Source organism: Wolbachia endosymbiont (group A) of Anthophora plumipes (assembly GCF_964028115.1).
GTDB lineage: Bacteria > Pseudomonadota > Alphaproteobacteria > Rickettsiales > Anaplasmataceae > Wolbachia.
On the sequence record NZ_OZ034756.1, the window covers coordinates 954,412 to 972,317 of the forward strand.

Consider the following 17,906-nt stretch of genomic DNA (forward strand, 5'->3'; position numbering starts at 1 on the left):
CGGCATGATGTTTTATTTATTATAGCTATAACACTAAAGTTTACAGTTGAAACAAACCACTTGGCCACGTGGAACTGACTTCAGCTTGTCCGTTGAAACTTGATTTGAGCAGAATATACATTTTATTGTGTTGCTTGGAGTAAGTGAGTTATCAACAGTAATTCTATCATCAAAAACAAAACACTCACCTTCCCAATTACCATTTTTATTATAAGTTTTTTCAAGGTAAGAAAGAATGCCGCCTTTCAGGTGGTATACATTGTTAAATCCAAGATTTTTCATGTACGCTGTTGATTTTTCGCATCTAATCCCACCAGTGCAGTACATAGCTACTTTCAGGTCTTTACTCTCAGAGAAAGACTTTGCCCACTCAGGAAAATCGCGAAAACGCTGAGTATGTGGATTGATTGCATTTTTAAACTTGCCTAATTTCACTTCATACTCATTTCGTGTATCTATTACTAAAACGTCAGGTTGAGAAGTAAAATCATCCCAATGCTCTGGATCAACATATTTACCCTTAAGGGAAATATCAAGATTGCCTACACCAAGATTCACAATCTCTCTTTTTAATTTTACCTTCATCTTGCTAAATGGTTGATATTTTGCTGCACTCTCTTTCCATGTAAGGTCCCTTAGCCTATAATCAGAACGTAGAAAATCGAATATTTTATCAATCGCGTTTCTTTCACCAGATACGGTTGCATTAATACCCTCTTCTGCAAGGAGTATAGTACCCTTTAATTCAATGTTGTCGCATGCAGTTTTTATTTCGTCTTTCATGTCATAATAATTAGAGAGTTCTACAAAGTGATAGAAAGTTGCAATGACGAAGCTCATGATTATTCACTTATCAACTAAAAACATGATATACAAAATTATAAAGATATTCAATAGTACGGCTGTTAATTACTGGATATCTTCAGTTTTTACATATAACATTTTAATATCAAATATAGATCCAAATTAATGTTTTTGAGAGTATTTAAAAATATATTCTTATTTTTAGTAAGTATATTATTCGTCTGTCCTATACTATCGTTAATATCGATTCTATTTACAGAATCAGCAAATTCTGGATGGGTAATCAGCACACTTTTCCCTGAATATATACTGAGTACGCTAATTTTGATGATAGGAGTGGGGGGGATATCCTTCATATTTGGAGTGATTCCAGCATGGCTCACCACATTTTTTTCATTTCCTGGAAGTAAAATTTTTGAGATTGCTTTGTTCTTTCCGATATCGATTCCTGGATATATAGTAGCGTTCGTCTATGTAAATACACTAGAATTTTCAGGTCCGGTGCAGAGCTCATTAAGAGACATTTTAGAGTGGAGCAAAGGTGACTATTGGTTTCCTGAAATAAAATCCCTAGGTGGTGGAATATTAGTAATGGGATTTAGTTTATATCCATACGTTTATATGCTAGTCCGCTCAAGTCTAAAGAATGTTAGTAACTCAGTCACTATTGCGTCAACACTTGGGTTCTCCTCATTACAGAGCCTGTTTTCTGTCATCATACCTTCCATACGTCCATCAATTATAGCTGGGTTGTCCTTGGTACTAATGGAGGTAATTACGGATTTCGGCACACCACAGTTTCTTGCTATCGATACTTTTACGACAGGAATATATCGCACCTGGTTTTTACTGCATGATAAATATTCAACTACTGTTTTAGCAGTTGCAGAATTGATTTTCGTTGCAACACTAATAGCTATCGAAAAGAAACTACAAAAAAAAGGAATATCTTACTCTTCAATCAACGCTAATGCAGATTATCACAACAAACGGAGTGTAAGTGGCACTATACCATTGATCTTTGCTTATCTTATGTGTGTATTGCCGATATTAATAGGTTTTATTTTGCCAATGATTCCGCTCATATATTGGAGCATAGAGAAGGGGTTTTTCATATACGAAGCAAGGTTCTATAATATAATAGCAAATAGCGTTAGTTTATCATTTATCACCGCATTAATCTCAATTAGCATTGCAATAATGATTGGATATACGGCGCGTAAAAGTAAGGTAATCAATAATGTAGCACGTCTCATTTCTTTAGGCTACGCAATTCCAAATGCAATTATCGCAATTAGCATAATAATATTTTTAAGCAGAATATCTTCTTTCATTACTCAATATATTGTGGAAATTAGCTTGGTAGGAACTATTGGCGCATTAGTTTACTCATATTTATTTCGTTTTTTTGCTATATCTTTCAAGGCGGTAGAATCAGGGCTCAAAAAAACACCAAATGAAATTGAGTGGACTGCATATACCATGGGTCATGGGCCTATTTCCACATGTTTGAATGTTCATATCCCTCTCATCAAGAAGAGTATATTATCGGGATTTTTGCTCGTATTTATGGATACTATCAAGGAGCTCACAGCAACACTCATTATAAGACCATTTAGTTTTGAAACTATATCAACCAGAATATATGAACTTGTAAGCGATGAGCGCTATAGAGAAGCTGCCCCATTTTCGTTGATAATAGTTATAATAGGCTTAATCTCTACAATAACCTTATTTACACTTGATGATAAGGATAAAAAATAAACGTAACCGTTCACAGATTTCCACTTAATTCTTCAATCTCACTAATAGAAAGGCCTGTAAACTTGACAATAGTGTTGACATCAACATTATTAGCCAGCATTGCTTTTGCGACTTCAATTTTCCCTTCAATTTTTCCTTTCTCTATACCTTTTTGTATACCTTTCTCTTCAGCAAGATCAAGTCTGTATTCAAGAATGGCTTCTTCTTTCCGTAGATCCATTATTCTTTCTTCGTAAGCTACTAAATCTTTTTCGTTCCAACGAAACTTGTCTAATTCATCATATGCTAGCTTTATTATTGGCGCTTTTTCTGCTATCTCTTTTAAGTCCTCTTCTGTTGTTTCTTCTGCGTATTTAAAAAAGAAACACCACCTTTCTACTATACTTTCTAACTGCTCTACTTTACTTTTTGAAAATTTGGGCAATTCTATAAAGATAAATTGAAAATCTTTTAAGTAATGGCCGTTAGTTTTTATATCACGTATATTGTGAGTAGAAATATAATCAACTTCTTCAGGAAGTAAGTTACAATTTGATATAGCAATAAAGAAGACTTTCTTTAAATCAATGTAGTTGCCAGATTTATCTAATTGTCTTGAGTAGGCTTTAGCGGCATATAATTGAGCGCGTTTTTCGAAGCCCTTGTCTCTAGCGAGCTGCATTTCTGCTATATATCTATTTTCGTGAGAATCCTTGCAGAGAACATCAACAATACTTTGTTTATCAGAGGCAACTTCGGGATCCATAATAGTGCTAAGAAACTCAACTTCTTGTATTGCATTTATCTCAGTAAACCCTAAAATATCGTTCAAAAAGTGGATCAGGATATTCTTATTTTTTTCCGTTCCAAAGATTTTTTTGAAACACAAATCATTGCGAGGATCGAGAAATTTTGAAAGAGCCATGGCAAAAATGCTTGAAAATATTAATAATTATACACTATTATTAACAATTATTCAACCATATTTTTGAAGATAGCTATAGCTATGCTGCCGCGGTATCTCTTAGCATAGATCCCGCTAACAAGTAGCGGGATGACGAGGTTATCGTCATGCCGCCGCGGCGCTAACTAGTAGCGGAATGACGGTTTTTCAAATTGTCGGTAAATCTAAGTCAGTTTAGCTATAGGCAGCAATTTTCTGTATTTATTTTAAATTGAAGAAAGCTCAAATGAAAGATCATGTTTTGCTAAAAATCACAGAATGCAGTCTAACAGTGAACGGTTACAAATAAACTATTTTGATAGTTAATGGGGTCTAGTTTTGACGTATGGACTATCCAAAGAAAAGGGTGGTATCATAACCTCAAAAATTTTTATGCTTTCTTCATTCAGAAATTCATACTTACCCTGCATTATTCCTGACGGTACATTTAAGTATGTTCCACTTGTGTATTTAAATACCTCTCCAGATTTTATCACAGGTTGTTCTCCGATAACACCAACTCCGGCAATTTCATTTATTTTTCCCTTATAATCTATTATTTGCCAATGACGACTTAATAATTGAATAGTTGATTGGCTTTTGTTTTTTATCTTAACGTTATACATCCATATATAGCAATTTTCATAAGGAATGGATTGCTCTTCAATATAAATTGGTAAAACTGTAACTTCAACAAAGTTGGTAGTTAGTGTGTACTCTATCATTATAGAATATTCATGATAAAAAGATAGTATTTTAATTATATACTTTTTTCATAGATTTTTCAAGTATACTTTAATTAGGAAATATCAATTTATAGTATGAACGAACCAGATGCGCTTAGCAAAAAAGTAATAGGAATAATAGGTGGTGGACAATTAGGTAAAATGACTGCTATCGCTGCAACAAAACTTGGACAAAAAACACATGTTTTTGCCAGTGCTAAGGACGATCCGGCTTGCTCTGTTGCTGATGATTTCACAATAGCAGATTTCTCTGATAAGAAAGCGCTTGAATCTTTTGCACAGAGTGTGGATTTGGTCACTATTGAGTCTGAAAATATTCCATGTAGTGCAATTGATATCGATGTAAATTTTTATCCGGGTAAAAAAGCGTTACACATTGCGCAAAATAGGCTTAGAGAGAAAGATTTCATTAGAAGCTTGAGTATAAAAACTGCTGAATACAAAAGTATACAAAATTATAATGAGCTACTGAAAAGCAGTAGAACTTTTGGCTATCCAACAAGGCTGAAAACAACAGAAATGGGTTACGATGGAAAAGGGCAATATGTGCTTGAGAATGATTCTGAAGTGAAGCAATTTGCTTCCTTTGATTGGAATACAGAGTACATTCTTGAAGCAAGTGTTGATTTACTGAAAGAGGTTTCAATAGTCGTTGCAAGAGATAAAAACGGTAAAGTAGCTTTTTTTCCTATAGCAGAAAATTACCACGTTGATGGAATACTTGATACTTCAACAGTGCCAGCTAAAATAGATAGCAAATTAACTCAAGAGGTACAACGAGCTGCAAAGAAAATAGCAAATGCGCTCGATGTAATAGGAATTCTGGCTATTGAATTTTTTGTTACTAAAGATAACGAATTGTTAGTTAATGAACTAGCTCCAAGACCTCACAATTCTTGCCACTGGAGCTTGGATGCATGTAACGTTAGTCAATTTGAACAGCTGGTTAGGATAATATGCGGGCTACCTATGCAGGAAGTAGTATTACGCTTTCCTTGTATGACGAAAAATATAATAGGTAACGATATATATGATTCTCATAAGTATTTGAGCAACGAAAAAGCTAGTTTAACCATATATGGGAAAAAAGAGGTTAGAGATAAGCGTAAAATGGGACATGTCAATATAGATTTAAGTTAATAGTTTTTCTACGTCATTCTGCCACAACTGTACGAACATTGTGATATGATGAGATGTTACATAGTAAACGGTTTCACTCTAGCACGTATTTGTACGAACATTGTTATTTGAGCACACCAGGAAGGATGTCATTCAAGTAGCCCCTTTGTTGTCATCTGAGTAGCCCCTTTCTCGTCATCCCGCTACGTGTTAGCGGGATCTCATTTCACTTTATGAGGGTGTCATCCAAGTAGCTGACACTGGTTTCCATCCAAAAGGCCAGTATCATGCGCTAGGAACCCTACTATAAGGAAGCATGAGCAGCTTCTTTCTGTCCATTTGTTAAGACTGCTCCATCAACTTTAGTACTAGGCTTTAACAATGCATATGTAGCACCACCAACTACTAGCGCCGCAGTTGCAACCGCTGCTATTAGTGTAGGTTGTTTAACTGTTCCGGTTGCAGAAAGTGCTATCGCTATTATAGCACCTGATAATGCAGTTGCACTACCGGCAAAAAAACCTTTCATAGTTGCTGATGTAGGTTGTTTTTCCTCTTTAGCTAAATCTTTTGGAGTATGTTCAGCACAATTTTTCATATTAACAGAGACTTTACGTGCTTTTGACGGAGTAACTACATAATCTCTTAGAATAATCCAAAATGAAGGTGACGTTCCATAGTCATCTTTTATATTAACATTCGCACCGTTTTCTATGAGAGAGTTTACCACGTCTACATGGCCAATTATAAGAGCTAAATGTAAAGGAGTCCAACCATCTTTATCTTGTTCATTAATCTTGATTCCATCTTTTTCCAACAGAGCATCTACTACCTCTTTATAACCATTTTCAGCAGCTAAATGTAAAGGTGTCTTTTCATTCTTATCTTTTATATTAACATCTATCCCTTTTGCTACTATTAAAGCCTTTGTCAAGCCCGTATAGCCCTACTGAGCAGTCAAATGTAATAATGTGAATTCATTATCTCCAACTTCAAATTTATAATTTACATAAAAATCACTCTTTTCCCACTGTTTAAATACCTCTTCATTATTTGCCTTTAGCTCTTCTTTTACTTTTTCAATTACGTTACTTTTATCTAATTTATTATCACTATTAACCGTACTGAATATTTCCCGTTTATTATCACTATTAACCGTACTTAATATTTCCCGCCACTGCTGATAATTTGTTGTCATAACTTTTACTTCTAATCTTAAATAATATATTCAATTACTATATAATTATAATAAGAAATCAATATTTATTTTAAATAAGTGAATAATCAAGCTTAAATACGCTCTTATTGTCTCTTAAATCACAATGTCCGTATAGCTGCGACCCGAGAGCTGCTATCTCTCATCCACTGGAGGTATTGCACAGTGCTGTCTACTTGATCGTCGTGGCGGGTTTCTGGAAATATTAAAATTTCATACTCAAAATCGTTGAGCCATACTGCTTGGTGTGGCAGAAAAACCTTACCAGTCTCTATTATTGGAACAATTTGGTAGAATCGAGCAAGTTTACCGCTATGTGGCACTATTTCGATAATGGGTAAATCACTGTTCGCTTTTAGCTCTTGCACCAATTGCTGACCACTCGTTTTTGCTTCGATTAAAATTGCATGTGGCTTCCACCTTGCAGCTAGTGACAGGACTTGCTCTTTAAGTTTTGGATACTCAAGCTTTGCGCGATATACATCGAGTAAATAGAATTTATTGCCCACTTTTGTCCAGGTGGTGCAGACGCTAAAGTTGCTAGAATCGCTTATTGAAACCGCAGTGTCCCAACTTTGAGTTACATATGAGAGATTATCAGGAAAATTTCTATAGCGCTTTAGCCACTCTCGTTTAATTATACCACTTGAAAGTGGTAGAGGGTTTTGTTGATATTGAGCAGCAAAAGCATAGCTCCCAAGTTCAACCTTTATCATCTCAACTTCTTCTTTTCCGCCATAGAGGGGATATAGCAACTGACCTTCTTCTCTTGAATATAATATTATTGCAGGTGCAGCGCATGATGCTGTTGTATTATACAACCGCCTGGTTGCAGTTACTTGGACGACAGGAACAGGAAGCGCTGGCTTTTTGATTGAATAAATGATCTCCTTATTTTCAGATATCATTGGCAAACAAATGTGATGCCATATGTTTTTCGGTTTGGAGAGAAGGTGTACGGTCAAATCTTCCTGATGTAGCCTGTGCATCACAAGAACGATTACTCCTTTTTTTCTGTCGTTAAGCCTGGTTACTAGAGTCTGATCAAGCCAGTTTGTGGCACGCTTTCTAAACATTTCGCTCAAAGCTTGAGCAGAACTGAGCGGATCGTCCACGATGATGAAATCTCCACCTTCACCGGTTAATGTTCCTCCAACGGACGTTGCAATTCTGTATCCTCTCTGCACTGTTTGAAATTTGTACTTGGTATTCTGATCTTTGGATAGTTCTACTTCTGGAAATAGCTTTTTATACCAACCAGATTGCATTACGCACCTTGTATCAAGCGAGTGCTTTTCGCTGAGCAGCCGAGAGTAACTTGCAACTATTATTCTCGCGGTTGGCTGATTTCCCAGTATCCATGCGGGCCACGCAACACTAGCGCACATGGACTTCATTGAACGCGGAGGCATATTGAATATTATTCGCCTCACTTCACCAACGCTCGCTGCTTCTAGCCTATCTGCTATGACTTTTATATATTGATAATCATTATATTCACACCCCGGCACTACCGTTTGAAAGCACAGTTCAATGAATTTTAAAAAGTTGATTTTGTTCATGATATAATGTTGAAAGATGTCATCCAAGTAGCTGACACTGGTTTCCATCCAGGACGGCAGTACCTTCTTCTGTCATCCCAGTACCTTCTTCTGTCATCCCAGTGCCCTCTTCTTGTCATCCCAGTGCCCAGACACTGGGATCCAGGAAACTTAACTTTAAATAAGTGGCTGCATAATAAAGACTAGATTCCAGTGCCAAGCACTGGAATGACATGGTGGGATGCATCCAAGTAGCTGACACTGGTTTCCATCCAAGACGGCAGTGCCTTCCCTGTCATCCCAGCACCTTCTTCTGTCATCCCAGTACCTTCTTCTGTCATCCTAGTACCTTCTTCTGTCATCCCAGTGCCCAGACACTGGGATCCAGAAGACTTAATTTCAACCAAATAATAAAGGCTAGATCCCAGTGTTAGCTACTTGGATGACAGAAGAAGGTGCTGAGATGACAAAAAAAGGAGCACTGACCTCTCTTGGGCTCTTTTAGCCACAAATATTAAGAAATTTACCAAACGAAAAAAAAGGCAAAAGAAGCCCTAGTCATTGTCTATTTTCAGTATTTGGCGTTTTTTAAGTCTAAAACACTGCAATTTAGCTGCTTTTAAGCCGCAACTAATCTAAATTATAAGCATTAAGAAATTTACTAAGCAGAAAAAAAGGCAAAAGAAACCCCGCGTTAGCTAGTTGTCACTCTCTAATCCTGCAAATTGGCGTACTATACTGTCTTAAACGACTTATAAGCGCGTTTCAGCTTGTGTAGGTAAAAACCTAGAAATGTTGTGAAGACATAAGGTGCACATAGTGCGAAAAATTAAAAATAAGACGCCAAGTACGTTGTTTTTTTTGCTGTTTAATCTGCACAGATGAAGATAACTGAATACCTTCAGTACCATGATAAGGGAGGTGGCGGAGTTTGTCAAGGAAGTTTTTGTATTTAATCCGTTTCTATGGCTTATATAATAATTATTATTGTAGTATAATTTAGAATAATGCAATAGATACCTAATGTTTTAGCTATTAATTATATGTTGCACAAAAACACATATTACCATACCATTCCAGTAAGTCGAAAATAAGGAGATTGTCATGAGTTTTACTTTATCTGAATTGCCATATGATAAAACAGCTTTAGAGCCTTACATATCTGCAAAAACCTTAGATTTTCATTATGATAAGCACCATAAAGGATATTTAAATAAACTCAACGAGCTGGTTGAAAATACAGATTATCAACATGTGAAAATTGAGGAAATAATAACAAAAGTGCATGGTAATAGCGATAAAGTTCCCATATTTAATAACGCAGCGCAAGTTTGGAACCACACTTTTTATTGGAATTCAATGAAGAAGAATGGTGGTGGTAAACCTAAAGATGATGGTTTTCTGGCAAAAAAAATTCAAGATGATATCGGTGGTTTTGATAAGTTTTGTGGGGAATTTGCCAATCATGGAGTAAGCCAATTTGGTAGTGGATGGGTATGGTTAGTGCTCGAAAAAGGAAAGCTCAAAATCACCAAAACTCCAAATGCAGATTTGCCATTAATTTATGGCCAAGTTCCATTACTCACTATGGATGTCTGGGAGCACGCCTATTATTTAGATTGTCAAAATCGTAGAATTGACTACATAAAAGTTTTCCTTGAACATTTGATTAATTGGGATTTTGCAGAAGAAAATTTAAAAAAGAATACATAAGATGAATACACCTCAGGTAACAAAATTAGATAATGGTCTGCGCATAATAACTGAGCAGGTGCGTGATGTTGATTCCGTAGCTTTAAGCATACGAGTTGGTGTTGGCAGTAGAGCAGAAAGTGCAAATCAAAATGGAATATCCCATTTTCTAGAACACGTGGCTTTCAAAGGAACGAAGACAAGAACTGCGTTTGAAATTGCAAAAGCTTTTGACGACATAGGTGGGGTTTTCAACGCCAGCACCGGTAGGGAAAGCACCACCTATTATGCAAAAGTCCTCAAGAAAGACATAAAAACTGGTATTGATATATTAATAGATATATTGATGAATTCAACATTTCCAGAAGATGAATTGGAACGTGAGAAGGGCGTTGTAATACAAGAGATTTTTCAAACTAATGATTCACCAAGTGACATTGTTTTCGATAAATATTTTGAGGCAGCTTATAAAGATCAACCTTTTGGCAGGTCAATCTTAGGCACGCAAGATACTGTAAAATCTTTTACTCGAGGAGATCTAGATAATTACATAAATGAACATTACTTTGGCGAGAATATGCTATTTACCGTTGCAGGAAATGTTGAACATGAAGAAGTTATTGCATTAACCAAAGATTTTCTCTCAAAGATTCATTCTAAAAAGCTGAAAAAAAGCCAAAATGCGAGCTGTACTGGTGGTGAGTATTTAGAACATCGTAAATTAGATCAGGTACACTTGCTAATTGGTCTACCTAGTGTTTCTCGCCATGACGATAAATATCACACGTTTCAAGTGCTTGATTCTATATTAGGGAGCGGAATGTCATCACGTCTGTTCCAGGAAGTAAGGGAAAAGCAGGGATTAGCTTACTCTGTTTATTCATTTAATTCCAGCTACACTGATACAGGGATGTTTTCCATTTTTGCTGGCACAGATAGTAGTAACTTAGATAAGCTTTTAAAATCTATGACGACAGAGTTGAAGAAGCTGTCTACAGATAATCTGAGGGAAGAAGAAGTAAATAGAGTGAAAGAGCGAATAAAATCCCAAATTTTAATGTCACGCGAAAGTGTTAGCTCACGCGCTGAAACATTGGGGCACTACTATGGTAACTATAATAGGTACATCAGTAAAAATGAATTAATAGAAAAAATTAGTGCAGTTACCACTGCTAACGTAAAAAAAGCAGCAAAAGAATTGTTATCTCAGCATGAAAAAACCACTCTAGCTGCAATTGGAGAAATTAAATCATTGCCAAGTTACGATAAAGTGGTTTCTATGCTTAAAGCTTAGCGCATTCTATTATATTGATTTGGCTGCTTTACAATATAATTTAGCACAGTGATTAAAGAAGTGTAAGTTGAAACAATGTGCCATGAACCGGATATGCAAGAAATTATACGAATCTTCGACCTCCTCTTTCAATAATATTATTATTTCTATTTTGCGTAACTTTTTCCGTATAATTTTTAGGAGGTACTGGTGGTGCAAGTGGTTTTTTGCTTACAGGGTTTGAGTCTATACCTTTCTTTTGCCGATGATAGTTCCGTGCTTCTTGAACGGTCTGAAATATAGACTCTCCATCATTATAGTTTCCTCTCACAGGGTTTGAGTTTATGTCTTTCTTTTGCGGAGGATAATTCGATGCCTCTTCACGAGTCTGGAATATAGGCTCTCCATCATTATAGTTTGAGTTTATATTTTCCTTTTGCGAACCAGCGTTCAATAATTTCGATATCTCTCGCCCTAGCTGATCACCTTTATAATTATTGTTAAGATCTTTGATTTTCCCTTTTTTCTCGATTATTTGAGCTAAGGACTCGACAATAATATCTTTGTTTATTCTTGAAGCATCTATTGGCTTACTTCCTTTGACAGTAATTTCACTACTTCCTTGCTTACTACTTACATTATAGCCCTGCCCTTCAATTTTTGTTGCCACTTCTCTTTTAAATAAATTGCAAATGGCATCTATTATTTCTTGAGCACAATCTTTAAAAAAAGCTTTGATTGCCTTGAATTCTTGTGCTAAGGAAACGATTTGAATATGTGCGTATTTTTTACCTGGTGATAACTCTTCAGCATTCTGGTGTATAGATTCTATTTGCTGAGGGTCAAGCATCATTGCATGACGTTTTGAGCGTGTTGGGTTTGCTTGTGTTTCGGATGACGACATGTCCTTAATATCTTGTTTTTTATTCTCACCATCAGCAACCATACCATCACTTGATTTCCTTTTTTTAGGAGGCAATGGTGGTCGATTTTCATTGTTCTGATATATAGGTTCTTTTGGTACCGTTTCAGACAATGATCTCTGAATATCTTGAAGATTTTGGTATATAGGTTCTTCCTTCTTCAAATTTTCATAAATTGGTTCTTGCACTAAGTTAGCATTGACAAACTCCTGTATTCTTTCTAGATAACCAACATTTTTATCCTCTTTAGGCACTCGCGCACCTTCAAATTTGATTTTTTGTATCTCTTCAATACTCAGCCCATTTTTTTCAAGCCATTCCTCTCTTTTACTCATTGATGCAACAAACTCATTAATCTTTTGAATATTTTTTACATCATCATCAACTAGCATGACAGTTTTTGGCAACTCACCATGTTTATCCTTATACTCCACAATTGCCTTACAGATGTGTAAATTTTTTCCAACTTGATTTTTTTGTTCTTTGAGACCTTTTGGAAGCTCATTATCATAATCTCCTGGAAACCCACCAAATACAGAAATACCGCCTGCTTGTTCTTTAGATAAACCCAAATGATTCTCTACAACCCTTCTCACAGCGTCTGAATATCCTGTATACGATGCGATATTAACTTTCACTCCATTTGAAAGTGCAGATTGCAACACAGATTTTAATGTCTCCTTATTTTTTACTCCGCCTGTATTCTTTAGAAAATTTCCTATATCAGTATCTTTCACTGCATATTCTGCACCAGAATTGAAATCACTTTTTTTGAACCCGGAGTGTTTACCGGAGAAAATATTATGCATGTGTCCATTAGTAATAGTGTTATCAAAATCAAATATTAATAGGGTATTATTTCCTTTAGCCATATCTTCACCTCTAATCCTTACAAATCATACGGGTAGAGACTAACATTAATAGATTAATTATTTATTATAACCTTTCTAATTAATAGTGTGATAAATAAAGTAAATATAACAAGAAGTAAAAATCAACGGCATAAAGAAAAGACTTAAAGAGAGGCCAAATCAAAGTGCAATGGTATTTCACTAATCCAATTATTTTTCTCTTGATCTAGCCTATCATCCAATATTGCCTGCCTTATAGATGCCATTAACTTATTCATGAAGAAAACGTTATGAATGGTAACGAGTGTGTAAGCCAGGAGCTCTTTAGCTTTCAGTAAATGGTGTATATAAGCTCTTGAATGCTTTCTGCAGGTAAAACATAAGCAGTCACTTTCAATTGGGTTATTGTCCAGCTCGAATTGTTGATTTCGCAAATTAATATGCTCTTTGCACTTTGAAGAAATAGAATCTCTATTTTTTACTTTAATAAGCGCACCACCATGCCTTGCTAAACGGGTTGGATGCACGCAATCAAACGTATCAATTCCAAGACTAACTCCGCGAAAGATGTCCACAATTCCACCAATACCAAGCAAATGAGTAGGCCTATCTTTTTTCAGATGGTCCATAGTGAAAGAAACTACATCGTACATCTGCTCTTTACTTTGACCAAGTGATCCACCTATTGCTTGACCAAAAAATAGCAAATCGTTAATAAAATTACAACTTTCTCTACGTAAATCTTGATATACTCCGCCTTGACTAATTCCATACAGTGCCTGCTTGCCATTATTGTTTTTTTCAAATTCATTTAAAGAACGTTCAGCCCATTTGTGGCTCATGAGCATTGATTTTGCTGTGTATTCTTTGCTTATGTGAAATGGAGTACATTCATCTAAGACTAAGACTAAATCTGCACCTAGTTTCTGTTGAATTTGTATAGACTTTTCAGGAGTCAAGCAATAAGTTTTACCATTAATGTAAGAACGAAAAATTGCCCCATCCTCATTAATTTTGATCAGAGTTTTTTGTTTTTTTCTTATTCCTTTTATCTCTTCCGAAACTGATCCGTGCCCTAAGCTAAATATCTGGTATCCACCAGAATCAGTGAGCATTGGTCCACTCCATCCCATCATCTTGTGCAAACCACCAAGTTTTGCTACGGTATCTTCCCCTGGTTGGAGCATTAGGTGATAGGTGTTGGAAAGTATTATCTGAGTACCTGCTTCACTAATTCTCTCGATATCTGCAGCTTTAATTGCAGCTTTTGTTGCACAGAATATAAAAGCTGGTGTTTCTACGCTTCCATTTGGAGTTTTAATTGTTCCAACTTTTGCAGAACCTGATTGCTTGATTATCTTGAATGCAAATTCTTCTTTCATCTATTTGCCTGAAAGTTCTGTTATGATGTTTTCTACTTTCTCAGGAGTAAGATTTTCATAGAAGTCATTATTGATCTGCACAACGGGAGCATTAACGCATGCACCTAGGCATTCAACTTCTTTTAAAGTGAACAAATTATCTTTAGTAGTCTCACCGATATTGATTCCAAGTTTTTTTTTAAAGGTATTTAAAACTTCTTCACTATTGCACAACCAGCAAGGAGTTGTTCTACAAATTTGTATTAGATATTTGCCTACTGGTTTTAAATTATACATGGTGTAAAAATTTGCCACTTCATATACACGAATATGTGGAATATGCAGCATATCAGCAACATAACGCATAGCAGATTCAGAAACCCATCCGCATTGCTCTTGAACCAGGTATAGTAAAGGCATGACAGCACTACCTTCTCTACCTTTGGGATACATCTCTATAAACTTTTCCGCTTTCTTAAGGTTTTCTGATGTAAAACTAAACTGCTCTTCTTTTTCTATCATTCATGAGACTCGTGTAAACTTTACAGATTATACCTGTAGAACCAATGATTGCAATTGTTGGTTTTTTGAGAAATAGCATTTTGCAGTATCATACTACCCATACTGCCCAACTTGTAAATTCTTTTGGCTTGGCCATAGGATCCAGTTAAAAAATCTGATCATGCGCTAACTTCAATTGTTTCATAAGTTTGTTTTAGTAAATCTCAATTATTTTAGCTACAGCTAACTACTTTAAAAAAAATGCTTAAGAAATTATAGTATATTATTTATAAATACACTATCCTTGACATTTATTATAAATGTTGTGTATAATAAACTATATTTATTAATATGAGGTTAAACTATGAGTAAACAATTAAATTTATGGATAAAAGAAACTGGTGAAGAGAAATTTAAAAATTTTCTCACATCACTAGATAAAGAAAATCTTCAAAAGCATGCCACAACTATTTACAGAAATTACGAACAAAGTTACAATGAAAAGTATTTCATGTACAACAAAATTGGTTCTGGTGCAGTAGTAATAGGATCTTGTGCTCTCATTCTGCTATCTCGATATTTCGATCTAAGAGAAAAAGTGCAAAAACCACTTGAATACATGGCACTTGCAGCAATTGTTATCTTTGGAGTTGGATTTCTATACTCACTTTATCAAGAACATGAATATAAAGCCTCCAACAAAAAGGGAGAATATGTATCAGATCACGAAAAACATAAGGAGCTTCCTGAGGTTCAAACAATTATAGATGAGCTAAAGGCAGAAGCCCTATTAGGGAGTAAAAAAGAAATTTAGCCAAAACTTAAGATTCCGCTACTTGTTAGCGGAATCTGCATAAGACATAACGAATAAAAATTTACCTTTAAATATAGATTATAGGGTTTTGAGAACTCCACCTTCCTTTCATCTATAAAACTTCTTAGCCATTTTCGAGCCTATACTTACTTTTTAGTATAAAATAAAGACGTTAATTTTTTAATTTTAGTTAAAATTTTCATTGACATTAACACACAGGAGTAATCATAATAGCATTTTATTAATATTTTAAATAAAATTATGTCTATATTAGGAAGATTGCTCGGGATCAACTCAAATACACCGGAAGTTAAAGAAGCGGTAGGTTTTAACCCAGCAAACGTAGGGTTGATTGAAGGAGATGGAGTCGCTTATGGACTTAGCTATCAAGATAATGGTAATGGGAGCAGTAAAGTAAAATTACTTATTAGTCCATTATATCAATCAAAAACATACGAATGGGGTACAAATGTCAGCGTAGTAAATGAATTCAAAGATCAATTGTCTCTCACATTAATAGAAGATTCAGCTGAAACAGATAAAGTTGGAGTTATCTTTCCTACAGAAGAAATTAACAAAGAAGAAAAATGCATCAAAGGCTTAACATTCAACACTTACGAAATCAAGCATTCAATTAATGTTCCCTTAGTTGAATACGTAGGAAAAGTAAAATTATACAAGAACATTAATAGAGATAGTCTTGCAAATGAAGACAATAGTTACTTTCAACCAAAAGCAGTAAAAGTTGGTAATGGTAATGTTATTGTAATTGCTCATAACTTAAAGGATCAAACTTTAGTTTCTTGGTATTTACAATCAGACACAAATGGAAAATTTAAGGTTTTGCGTGAAAAAAACGGTCTTATAGAAAGAAAATTATTCAAATTTGATAATCCAGGGCAATTAGTACTAGATGAAAATACAATACTTTATTCGCAAGTGAGAAAAAATAGTATTGAAAATCAAGAAGTAAGAACAAATATTTTTAAGTTCGATATGGCTAAAGTGGTTAAGGATCTAAAAAGTGGCAAGAAAGATGAATGTTTGCTTAGTAAGAGATGTCAGATAGATAATAAAGCACTATCTCTTTCCAGAGAATATGAAATAAGCTTTTTGCAGTATGTAAAGCGAACTGAAGGCAATGATCTAGTTGCCTTTCTTGCAGAAGACCGGTTGTCTGATAAACAAACGTTACATTTAACAAGTCTTGTTAAGAATGGATCAAAATCGAACTTTACTATTTGCGAATTTGCAGATTCTATAGAGCAATTGTACGTTAAAGACAATGGTCAAGACAGTTTTATTGTAACTGCAATAAGTGAAGAAAACATCGCAATTTTCAATCATCAGAGATTTGAAAAACCTTCTAAGGTAACAATAATACCGGCAAGTAGTATCAAAACTCTCAGTGATTTTGTTGATATCATTAATGGTCGATTGACACCTGATATCATTTCTAGTAGTACCGTGGCTCCTGTAACTATTACAGAAACGGTTGTGACTTCTAAGAAAACGCTGACTGCTGCAATTACTAGCACAACAGAAACCGACACTGTAAAGACTACCAAATTAACAACAGAAGCATCAACTACCGTTGCACCTACTTCTACAATAAGTAAACCTTCAACAGAGTCAACGACTCAAACAAGTACAGTAACAGTGGAGCCAACAACAGAAGCCGTTACACCTACTTCTACAATGAGTAAACCTTCAACGGAGTCAACGACTCAAACAAGTACAGTAACAGTGAAGCCAACAACAGTAGCAAAAACAACTACTACTTCACAAGTGACCACGGTTGCTACAACGTCAACTAGTGTGCCAATAATAAACTCAGAGAAAACTATACAAACAGTATTTAGTATACCAAGTACTAGAACAAAAGAGTCAACAACTCCTATATTTACCACGACTTTACTTCCTCAACCTACTTCTTCACCACAGCCTACTCAACTTGCTATAGGGTCTAATAGGGCAGGAATGATAGGAGGATCTTTGATTGGAACAATAGGTATTGCTGGAATTATAGGATTTATAGCATATAAATGTATTAAGAAATATCACGGTTATTATAATGCTGCTCATGTGTTAGAATTAGCTGATTTGGAATCGCATTCAAATAGCAGCAATGAAGAAATTTTTTTCACCCATAGCAGAACAAGCAGTGATAATAACATATCTATACAAACTACGTATCAATCTGAAACAATGCTAGACAGTATATCGGTAGAAAGTAGTAGTAGGTCAAGAAGTAGCTCATCGTCTTCAGGCGGTGGACCAAGCTCTTGACTGACTGAAGCGGAGTCTAAAAGTGAAAAAAGCTTATCTTGGGATAGCGATGATGTGCCGGAATATCACCTTTAGCTATTTGTCTGAATG

Annotated in this window: 17 protein-coding genes; 7 read left to right on the top strand and 10 right to left on the bottom strand. The window is 35.3% G+C overall.

Features of this window, described 5'->3' with window-relative positions:
• Positions 1 to 33 precede the first annotated feature (33 nt).
• Positions 34 to 840, bottom strand: a complete 807-nt coding sequence (locus ABWU75_RS04755; RefSeq protein WP_264731646.1) for a rhodanese-related sulfurtransferase — start codon at positions 838 to 840, stop codon at positions 34 to 36.
• A 129-nt stretch (positions 841 to 969) separates the two neighbouring features.
• On the opposite strand from ABWU75_RS04755, the gene ABWU75_RS04760 reads away from it, so the two are divergent.
• Positions 970 to 2,568 (top strand): ABC transporter permease, encoded by a 1,599-nt coding sequence (locus ABWU75_RS04760; RefSeq protein WP_264687949.1) that lies wholly within the window; start codon positions 970 to 972, stop codon positions 2,566 to 2,568.
• 10 nt (positions 2,569 to 2,578) lie between these two features.
• Here the strand turns inward: ABWU75_RS04760 and ABWU75_RS04765 are convergent, their stop codons facing one another.
• Together ABWU75_RS04765 and apaG are read right to left on the bottom strand one after the other, a co-directional pair.
• Complete coding sequence (locus tag ABWU75_RS04765) at positions 2,579 to 3,472, bottom strand: Rpn family recombination-promoting nuclease/putative transposase (protein ID WP_353286721.1); 894 nt, start codon at positions 3,470 to 3,472, stop codon at positions 2,579 to 2,581.
• 341 nt (positions 3,473 to 3,813) lie between these two features.
• The gene (apaG, locus tag ABWU75_RS04770; RefSeq protein ID WP_353286722.1) at positions 3,814 to 4,215 is read right to left on the bottom strand and encodes a Co2+/Mg2+ efflux protein ApaG; all 402 of its coding nucleotides are present in this window, start codon (positions 4,213 to 4,215) and stop codon (positions 3,814 to 3,816) included.
• 96 nt (positions 4,216 to 4,311) lie between these two features.
• Between apaG and ABWU75_RS04775 the strand changes: the two genes are divergently transcribed.
• Positions 4,312 to 5,376 (top strand): 5-(carboxyamino)imidazole ribonucleotide synthase, encoded by a 1,065-nt coding sequence (locus tag ABWU75_RS04775; protein ID WP_264731642.1) that lies wholly within the window; start codon positions 4,312 to 4,314, stop codon positions 5,374 to 5,376.
• 283 nt (positions 5,377 to 5,659) lie between these two features.
• On the opposite strand, the gene ABWU75_RS04780 is transcribed toward ABWU75_RS04775, so the two are convergent.
• From ABWU75_RS04780 to terL, 3 genes are all read right to left on the bottom strand, one after another.
• Complete coding sequence (locus tag ABWU75_RS04780; protein WP_353286723.1) at positions 5,660 to 6,289, bottom strand: ankyrin repeat domain-containing protein; 630 nt, start codon at positions 6,287 to 6,289, stop codon at positions 5,660 to 5,662.
• Positions 6,290 to 6,301: 12 nt separating this feature from the next.
• The gene (locus ABWU75_RS04785) at positions 6,302 to 6,553 is read right to left on the bottom strand and encodes a hypothetical protein (protein ID WP_353286724.1); all 252 of its coding nucleotides are present in this window, start codon (positions 6,551 to 6,553) and stop codon (positions 6,302 to 6,304) included.
• A gap of 119 nt (positions 6,554 to 6,672) precedes the next feature.
• Positions 6,673 to 8,133 carry a phage terminase large subunit gene (gene terL, locus ABWU75_RS04790; protein WP_353286725.1) on the bottom strand — a complete coding sequence of 487 codons (1,461 nt, stop codon included), beginning with the start codon at positions 8,131 to 8,133 and terminating at the stop codon, positions 6,673 to 6,675.
• A gap of 6 nt (positions 8,134 to 8,139) precedes the next feature.
• Between terL and ABWU75_RS04795 the strand changes: the two genes are divergently transcribed.
• Positions 8,140 to 8,319, top strand: a complete 180-nt coding sequence (locus ABWU75_RS04795) for a WPE palindromic element domain-containing protein (protein WP_353286726.1) — start codon at positions 8,140 to 8,142, stop codon at positions 8,317 to 8,319.
• On the opposite strand, the gene ABWU75_RS04800 is transcribed toward ABWU75_RS04795, so the two are convergent.
• A complete protein-coding gene (locus ABWU75_RS04800) occupies positions 8,316 to 8,519 on the bottom strand; it encodes a hypothetical protein (protein ID WP_353286727.1) in 204 nt (67 codons plus the stop codon). The two genes, ABWU75_RS04795 and ABWU75_RS04800, sit on opposite strands and share 4 nt — an antisense overlap.
• A gap of 697 nt (positions 8,520 to 9,216) precedes the next feature.
• Here ABWU75_RS04800 and ABWU75_RS04805 point away from each other — a divergent pair.
• On the top strand, positions 9,217 to 9,825 hold the full coding sequence (locus ABWU75_RS04805; protein WP_264731636.1) for a superoxide dismutase: 609 nt from the start codon (positions 9,217 to 9,219) through the stop codon (positions 9,823 to 9,825).
• Position 9,826: 1 nt separating this feature from the next.
• Complete coding sequence (locus ABWU75_RS04810) at positions 9,827 to 11,098, top strand: M16 family metallopeptidase (protein WP_353286728.1); 1,272 nt, start codon at positions 9,827 to 9,829, stop codon at positions 11,096 to 11,098.
• Positions 11,099 to 11,201: 103 nt separating this feature from the next.
• Here ABWU75_RS04810 and ABWU75_RS04815 read toward each other — a convergent pair whose 3' ends face one another.
• From ABWU75_RS04815 to nuoE, 3 genes are all read right to left on the bottom strand, one after another.
• Positions 11,202 to 12,872, bottom strand: coding sequence for a hypothetical protein (locus ABWU75_RS04815; RefSeq protein WP_353286729.1), 1,671 nt, complete (start codon positions 12,870 to 12,872; stop codon positions 11,202 to 11,204).
• A gap of 143 nt (positions 12,873 to 13,015) precedes the next feature.
• Entirely contained in the window at positions 13,016 to 14,233 is a 1,218-nt protein-coding gene (gene tgt, locus ABWU75_RS04820; protein WP_353286730.1) for a tRNA guanosine(34) transglycosylase Tgt, read from the bottom strand.
• Positions 14,234 to 14,734, bottom strand: a complete 501-nt coding sequence (gene nuoE / locus ABWU75_RS04825) for an NADH-quinone oxidoreductase subunit NuoE (RefSeq protein ID WP_264731629.1) — start codon at positions 14,732 to 14,734, stop codon at positions 14,234 to 14,236.
• Positions 14,735 to 15,077: 343 nt separating this feature from the next.
• Between nuoE and ABWU75_RS04830 the strand changes: the two genes are divergently transcribed.
• Together ABWU75_RS04830 and ABWU75_RS04835 are read left to right on the top strand one after the other, a co-directional pair.
• The gene (locus tag ABWU75_RS04830) at positions 15,078 to 15,527 is read left to right on the top strand and encodes a hypothetical protein (RefSeq protein WP_265016635.1); all 450 of its coding nucleotides are present in this window, start codon (positions 15,078 to 15,080) and stop codon (positions 15,525 to 15,527) included.
• A gap of 261 nt (positions 15,528 to 15,788) precedes the next feature.
• Positions 15,789 to 17,816 (top strand): hypothetical protein, encoded by a 2,028-nt coding sequence (locus tag ABWU75_RS04835; protein WP_353286731.1) that lies wholly within the window; start codon positions 15,789 to 15,791, stop codon positions 17,814 to 17,816.
• Positions 17,817 to 17,906: the final 90 nt, after the last annotated feature.